8 protein-coding genes are annotated in these 5625 nt (G+C 71.4%); 6 read left to right on the plus strand and 2 right to left on the minus strand.

Annotated features, from left to right (window positions below; all coding sequences use genetic code 11):
• Both EAO71_RS24820 and EAO71_RS24825 read left to right on the plus strand, forming a co-directional pair.
• Positions 1-375 (plus strand): DUF2267 domain-containing protein (locus EAO71_RS24820; protein WP_315986612.1); only part of this gene is annotated, 375 nt, incomplete at its 5' end.
• A gap of 50 nt (positions 376-425) precedes the next feature.
• The gene (locus EAO71_RS24825; protein ID WP_147980052.1) at positions 426-869 is read left to right on the plus strand and encodes a DUF2267 domain-containing protein; all 444 of its coding nucleotides are present in this window, start codon (positions 426-428) and stop codon (positions 867-869) included.
• 150 nt (positions 870-1019) lie between these two features.
• Here EAO71_RS24825 and EAO71_RS24830 read toward each other — a convergent pair whose 3' ends face one another.
• Positions 1020-1379 carry a hypothetical protein gene (locus tag EAO71_RS24830; RefSeq protein WP_147980053.1) on the minus strand — a complete coding sequence of 120 codons (360 nt, stop codon included), beginning with the start codon at positions 1377-1379 and terminating at the stop codon, positions 1020-1022.
• Between the two features lie 746 nt (positions 1380-2125).
• On the opposite strand from EAO71_RS24830, the gene EAO71_RS24845 reads away from it, so the two are divergent.
• Both EAO71_RS24845 and EAO71_RS24850 read left to right on the plus strand, forming a co-directional pair.
• A complete protein-coding gene (locus tag EAO71_RS24845) occupies positions 2126-2470 on the plus strand; it encodes a MerR family transcriptional regulator (RefSeq protein WP_147980056.1) in 345 nt (114 codons plus the stop codon).
• 164 nt (positions 2471-2634) lie between these two features.
• On the plus strand, positions 2635-3834 hold the full coding sequence (locus EAO71_RS24850) for a PP2C family protein-serine/threonine phosphatase (protein WP_147980057.1): 1200 nt from the start codon (positions 2635-2637) through the stop codon (positions 3832-3834).
• A 66-nt stretch (positions 3835-3900) separates the two neighbouring features.
• Here EAO71_RS24850 and EAO71_RS24855 read toward each other — a convergent pair whose 3' ends face one another.
• A complete protein-coding gene (locus tag EAO71_RS24855) occupies positions 3901-4395 on the minus strand; it encodes a DUF5994 family protein (protein WP_147980058.1) in 495 nt (164 codons plus the stop codon).
• 282 nt (positions 4396-4677) lie between these two features.
• Between EAO71_RS24855 and EAO71_RS24860 the strand changes: the two genes are divergently transcribed.
• Positions 4678-5229: a DUF5994 family protein gene (locus tag EAO71_RS24860; protein WP_147980059.1), complete on the plus strand. Its 552-nt coding sequence runs from the start codon at positions 4678-4680 to the stop codon at positions 5227-5229.
• A gap of 4 nt (positions 5230-5233) precedes the next feature.
• Entirely contained in the window at positions 5234-5440 is a 207-nt protein-coding gene (locus tag EAO71_RS24865) for a hypothetical protein (RefSeq protein ID WP_147980060.1), read from the plus strand.
• Positions 5441-5625 lie beyond the last annotated feature (185 nt).

Genomic DNA, 5625 nt, shown 5'->3' on the forward strand with positions numbered 1-5625 from the left:
TTCCTGGACCGCGTCCAGGAACGCGGCGAGTACCGGACTCGGGAGGAAACCGAGCGGGCGGCCCGCGTCGTCCTGGCCCTGCTGGGCGCACACCTGGTCGGCACCGTGCGGGCCGAGCTCGCCGCCAGGCTCCCCGAGACGTACGCCCTGATCCTCCTGAACCCCCTCCAGGCCGCCGAACCGCTCTCCCCCGAACGCTTCGTCCGCGCGACCACGGCCTGGATCGAGGGCGCCACCGAGAAGACGGCCCTGTGGGACGTCGGCGCAGTCCTCTCCACGGTGGCCGCCGCGGCGGGAGATGCCCTCATGGGCGAGGTCCTGCTCCAGCTCCCGCCCGGCTACGACCTCCTCTTCGGCCACCCCCGGCCCATGTGACCGCGGGGGCCGGAGACCGAACCCCGCGAAGAGAAAGGCAACCGCAGCCCATGTACGACCAGCCTCGACCGAACCCGGCCCTGGCCGTCATGACGTTCGACCAGATGCTGGAACGCGTGCGCTACGAGGGCGCCTACCCCACCCGCGAACGCGCGGAGGAAGTCATGCGCACCGTTCTCGGCGCCTTCGGCCGGCAGGTCACCGGAGACGAACGCGTCGACCTCGCCCACCGCCTCCCCGTCGAGGCCGCTCTCGCCCTGACCTCCCAGGTCCCCGCCACCGAACAGCTCACCGGCTGGGGTTTCATCAAGGATCTGGCCGCCCGCACCGGCGGCTCCCCCGCCACCGCGCGCTGGGACGCGGGCGCCGTGCTCGCCGTCGTCTCACGCGTCGCCGGGCCCGACCTCCTCGCCCGCGTCCTCCGCCATCTCCCCGGCGGCTACGCCCTGCTCTTCGGCCAGGCCGAACTCCGGCAGCACCAGGCCGCCGCCTGATCCCGCCGATCCCCGTTCCGGGACCTCCGCGGCGGCCCCGGGCGAGTGCGGGCGATCCGACGACGCCGCGAAGGGCCCTTCGGCCGTCCCGTCATCCCCGGCGGGACTCCCCCGGCCTCTGCGGCGGCGGGTTCCGGCCGGGGGGGCGGGTCAGTGGTCGGAGTAGCTGAAATCTCCCATGGTCCAGGCGCTGACGTCCTCGATCGAGACGCGGTACATACCACCCGTCTCGGGGATGCCCACGGTTCCCTGGAGGATCCGCGCCACATGGAAGTGCAGGTGCGTGGGCGGCCCCTCCTTGCGTGTCGTGGTGGTGAACACCTCGGAGAACTCGCTCAGGCGGGCGGAGTCCGTCAACACCTCCGACACCCGCTGCCTCCACACGGCCTCGGGGGCCAGCCGACCGGTGATGACAGCACCGCTGGTGACCACGGTCAGGGACATCTGGTTGCTCTGCCCGGACTCCACCAGTGCGGCGACGTTCACGAGCAGCTCGTCAGGCTTCGACATGGGAGCCGAGTGTATTCCTCACACCGCCCCGGCGGCCCCGGAGGCCGCGATCCGGCCGCTCGGCACGCCGACGCGCCGAGGCCCCGGGCCGTCGCCGGGAGGCGGCATCACCCGCCGACGGCCCGGGCATGGATACAGGCAACAGTCGACCCCGATTGTCTTCTCGACCGACACGCGAAAATCTATGACGGCCGCAGTAGACATTCGAGTACGGCATGGCTATGGTTTCTCTCGTAGCCAAGATCGAGGAAGCCCGGAGAGACGAACTGCCGGGCAGCGGTGACCGCAGTTGCAGTGCGTAGGACGGTACGGCGGTGGAGTCTCGAAGCCAGGGTCGTTGCAGGACGGCGACGGGGCTGACGGCCGGACCGGGTGGCCCGCGGTGATCAGGGGCCGCCGTGAGCAGTACCGCGGTTGACGCAGTGGCAGTACCCGCAAGTGCAGTACGCAGTTCCCCGTTTGAGAAGTGACATCCCAGAGGGAAGAACGGAGGAGTTGAACGCCATCGGGATCGCCCGGGCCGAAAGGCTGAGCCCGGGTACCGCAGGACATCGATCGACAGTGAGGTGGTCTCCGGTCAAGCAACCGCGATCCCCGCGATCCGGGCCGAGTACAGGCCAGGGCCGCGGAAACAGCAGGCCGACGCATTACTGGGGTCGGCGGATGGTGTAGCAGTTCCTTCGGGGCCCTGGTGCCGTACGGCGCCAGGGCCCCTCGACGCGTTCCGAAGAAGAAGAGAGGTGCAGATGACAGCACACGACTCGTTCGACGATCGTCTCGACGACGACGACTACCCCGCCTACACGATGGGCCGGGCCGCAGCGATGCTCGGCACCACCCAGGGCTTCCTCCGCGCCATCGGGGAAGCCCGCCTGATCACCCCGCTCCGCTCCGAGGGCGGGCACCGCCGCTACTCCCGCTACCAGCTGCGCATCGCCGCCCGCGCGCGGGAGCTCGTCGACCAGGGCACCCCCATCGAGGCCGCCTGCCGCATCATCATCCTCGAGGACCAGCTCGCGGAGGCCCAGCGCATCAACGCCGAGTACCGCCGCACCTCCGAGACACCCGGGCCACCGCCGGCCGCGGTGTGACCACCCCGTACGGAGGCGTTCTCCGGCGGCACTCGTGTGGCGTGCCCTGCCGCCGAGGAGCATCCTGAGGGCGAGATCGCCGGTGACGGGCCCGGCTCCCGTGTCCGCAGGACGGCAGCGCAGGCGCTACGCAACCCGTCCGCCGCCCTGCGAGAGGGAACGGGATGAGAGTCGGACCGCCCGGGGACCCGGATCGCTCGGAGAGCTTCGGAGAGGGGCTGCTGGGCGGGCTCCTGGACCGGGCCCACGAGCTGCCGCCCCATCTGGTCGGGCAGGTCCTCGCCGACGCGGTGGGCCGGCTGGGGGGACGGGATCCGCAGATCCTGCTCCAGGACTACGGGCAGCAGAGGCTGGTCCCCCTGCCGGGCGAAGGGCTGACGGGCGGCGAACCGGAGCCCATCGACACCTCCGAAGCGGGCCGGTGCTTCCTCACGTCCCGCCCGGTCGAACTCGTGCTGCCCGACGGCGTACGGGTCATGCTGCCGCTGCTGGACGGTGACGACCAGGCGGGCGTGCTGGCCGTCACCCTGGACGCCGTCGACGACGACGACCGCCGCCTGCTGCGCAGGATCACCGGGCTGGTCGCCGATCTGATCCAGACCAAGAACAGCCACACCGACCTCTTCTTCCGCACCCGCCGCAGCGAACCGATGAGCGTCGCCGCCGAGATCCAGTGGTCGCTGCTGCCGCCCCTGTCGATGGTGACGCCCCGCGTCGCCGTCGCCGGAGTGCTGGAGCCCGCCTACGACGTGGCGGGTGACAGCTTCGACTACGCGCTGAACAGGGACAGCTTCCACCTCGCCATGATCGACGCCATGGGCCACGGTCTGGACGCGGCCACGATGGCGACCGTGGCCATCGGCGCGTACCGGCACGCCCGGCGGATCAGCATCGAACTCTCCGAGATCTACCTCTTCATGGACCGTGCCGTGGCCGAGCAGTTCGCGCCCGACCACTTCGTGACCGCGCAGATGATGCGGCTGGACACCGACACGGGTCACCTCCAGTGGGTGAACGCGGGGCATCCCGCCCCCATGCTGATCCGCGGGCACCGCGTCGTGGGCCGCCTGGACAGCCCCACGACCCTCCCCGTCGGCTTCGGAGGCGCCCAGCCGCAGGTCAGCGGGGTGAACCTCGAACCGGGGGACCGCATCCTCTGCTTCACCGACGGGCTGGTCGAGGAACACATGAGCGGGCAGGAGCAGTTCGGCGAGGAGCAGCTGATCGACTGGGTGAACCAGCTGGAGAGGGCGGACCGTAAGGTCCGGGCGGTGGCGCGGGACCTCTCCCACACCCTCAAGCGGGCACGCGGGGAAGCCACTTCGGACGACGCCACCCTCGTGCTGGTCGAATGGCGCGGATGACGGAGGGGCGTGCCGCGAGGTGTTGGCGGGACGGTGCGCAGGAGGGCGGGAGTTCAGCCCACCGGATCACTCCGACTCCTGGCTCCCGGTCGTCGGCTCGGGAGGCGTGGCGACGAGGATCTCGGCGGCCTGGGTGAGGTTGCCGGCGTCGACCGCGCGGGCCATGGCGTCACGTGCCGCGTCGGGTGTCGTGTCCGGGGGCACCACCAGGAGGGCGAAGTGGTCCTTGTCGCCACGGGTGATGAGGACGGTGTCGTCGCCGACGGGGAAGGCGTCGACGTGCACGACCCGGTCCTCGACGACCACACGCGTCGGGACCTCCTCCCAGGCGTCCGTGTCGAGACCGACGCGCGTCACGGGGCCGAGGTGTGCGGTGAGCGCCTGGATCAGGGCGGGCAGCTCGGTCGCGACATCCCGGGAGCGGGGCCACCAGGCGCCGTCGAGGACGCCTTCGCGGGAGTGCGTCGTCTGCAGCCGGAGGAGAGCCGTACCGGGACCCACCGCTCGGTGGATCTCGTCCGGAAGGAGCTTGCGAGGGGTGGAAGTGTCGGAATCGGCCATGGTGGTCCGCCTGCCTGCGCGGGGCCGCCGACACCTCATGGCCGACGAGAGACCGCCGCGGTCTCACCGTACTCCGCGTGCCGGTGGTCGCGGCCCGTGACCGTCGGCACGGGCGGCTTCCCGGCAGGAAGTCACCTGGTCGGAACGGCTCGTTCGGCTGTTCGCCGGAGTACGCTGAAAGTACCGGGAGTCACTCGAACACCCGCTCCCACGCGGACGTCGTTTCCGGCGATCAAGACACTGGGCCGCTCTGCAGGGCGGCCCGGAGACGGGCCCGCGATCATGACCACCGTCCTCGCCCCCACGCTCCCGGCGCGTCTGTCACTGACGCCGAAGACCACCGTCGCCGGTCTCCTGGACGGCTCCTGGTGGCCTCGTTCGCGTGATCTCGTCGCCGAACTCCCCTCCCTGGTCGACGCACTGGAGGGGCGCTACGGACGCATCACACGCGTCATGGTGAACCCCACCCGCTGGCCCGTCGTCCCGCACAAGGTCGCCGTCACCGGGCACACCGTGCACGTCGGCTGGTTCACCGAACAGGATCCCGACAAGGTGATCCTGCTCTCCTACACCGTCGGCCGCTGCGACCTGCTGGTGATCCCGCCCGAGACCGAACCCGCCGCAGCCGCCCGGCTCATGACCGCCGCCGCCGTCCCCGGCAGCGTCCGGGCCGCCGGTGTCCTGATGTCCGACGAGGCCGCGACCGGCCGCCGGACGGGTGACGCCGACGGTGAGGACGCCTGGGAGGCCGACGGCGGGGCSGCCCCGCCGCCGCTCCGGCATCCGGTCGTCGGCGCGCGGATGATCCCGCTGCCGGGAAGCCCGCGGAGGTGACGTGATGGAGACCCTGATCGCGCTCGCGGTGGTCGCCCTGCTGATCGCACTCGGTACGCGCACCATCCACCGGCTCAACGTCCAGCACGACGCACGCATCGCGGCCCACCACTTCAGCGAGCCCTTCCCGGCCATTCGCCGGCCGCTCGGTCACCGCCCCGCCGCGCCGGCGGCGCCGGCCTCCCGCCGGCTCACGGGCACCTGGCCCTGACCACCGCGGACCACTCCTCCGACGGGCCGCGGGTGGGGCACCCGACACCCGGGACAACCCACCCGGTTCGCGTCCGAGCACAAGTGGATCTACGTGGGCTCGATCGTCCTGCTCGTCGGGATGGTGGTCGTCGGCCTGATCCAGTACTCCGCCGTCCGGCGGACCAACCAGACCGCGAAGAAGGC

This window comes from Streptomyces sp. MS191, assembly GCF_008042125.1.
Taxonomy (GTDB): Bacteria; Actinomycetota; Actinomycetes; order Streptomycetales; family Streptomycetaceae; genus Streptomyces.